The organism is Escherichia sp. AM3 (genome assembly GCF_032029835.1).
Taxonomy (GTDB): domain Bacteria; phylum Pseudomonadota; class Gammaproteobacteria; order Enterobacterales; family Enterobacteriaceae; genus Escherichia; species Escherichia coli.
The window spans coordinates 1-331 of record NZ_JAVUPQ010000746.1; the positions used below are offsets into that span (position 1 = coordinate 1).

Below are 331 nucleotides of genomic sequence, written 5' to 3' on the forward strand. Positions count from 1 at the left end.
TGAGGATGGTCCGGGTAGTCGGATCAATCCGCTGGATCACCACATTGCCCAGCGTCTGACCTTCTCTGACAGCCCAGGTACTACCCTGCCAGCGAATCCAGGCCATACCAGTTTCCATCGACATGATTTTCATTCCGTTAAGTACAGACGACGTTTTTTTCTTTGCTGGATGCGGTGTGGAAGAGGATTCAGTGACGCTTTTCTGTGTCATTATTCCGTTCAGGCGGCTCCGGATATCATCCAGCTGACGGCGTGTTTCCTGTGCGTATTCTTCATCCTTTTTTATAGCTTCGCCCAGCTTGTTAATGCTGTCGTGAAGCATATTCAGTGT

Annotated in this window: 1 pseudogene; it reads right to left on the reverse strand. The window is 49.5% G+C overall.

The annotated features are described in order from the left end of the window. Positions 1 to 331: pseudogene (gene traP / locus RTW80_RS28170) on the reverse strand (IncI1-type conjugal transfer protein TraP); the annotation flags it as partial.